This is a genomic window from Pseudomonas sp. RA_35y_Pfl2_P32, assembly GCF_963970735.1.
GTDB lineage: Bacteria > Pseudomonadota > Gammaproteobacteria > Pseudomonadales > Pseudomonadaceae > Aquipseudomonas.
Map to the genome: position 1 here is coordinate 1 of NZ_CAXAQF010000172.1, position 549 is coordinate 549.

Annotated in this window: 2 protein-coding genes; both read left to right on the forward strand. The window is 64.3% G+C overall.

Annotated elements, in window-relative coordinates; genetic code table 11:
- On the forward strand, positions 1 to 262 hold a 262-nt coding region (locus tag AACY45_RS27700), incomplete at its 5' end, for a hypothetical protein (protein WP_339548659.1).
- Positions 259 to 549 (forward strand): hypothetical protein (locus tag AACY45_RS27705; protein WP_339548660.1); only part of this gene is annotated, 291 nt, incomplete at its 3' end. The genes AACY45_RS27700 and AACY45_RS27705, both read left to right, overlap by 4 nt.

The following is a 549-nucleotide window of genomic DNA, read 5'->3' on the forward strand; positions in this document are numbered from 1 at the left end:
CATCAAGGTCGAGCTTTGGTCGGCTATCACGGGAGAGAAGAGCGAGATTGCTCGCATGACCATCGATAACATCGGTGGAACCGTGCAGCGCGGCGACTACCGCGCACGCACGATGCGCGGTCGCTCGCTCGAGGCGCTGCACAAGGCGATGCTCGCGAACAGTTTTCAGCGCGAAGGGCGTGTCCTCGGTCATGAGCGCCTGCGCCTTCATGTGTGGAACCTCGTCGCGAAAGCACTCACCAGCATGGGGTACGGGCAGTGAAGCACGACGCTCGCACCCCGCATCTCGGCTGCCGCTGCAGCTCGTGTCGCGTCGCGCGTGATCGCATCTGGTGCAACCTCTCCAACGCACAACGCCGCGCGCTCTTCGCACTCGACTTTGTCGTTCCGCGCCATCCCAGCGACCTGCGGCGGCGCGATGGCGTGAAATGGTCGACGATCGCCGCACTGCAGACCCGCCGCGCCAATCGCCCCGCGCTCATCCGCGAACACCAGCTCGGCGAACGCAACTGGCACGCTAGCACCATGACCTTTTTCACCCTCAACCAG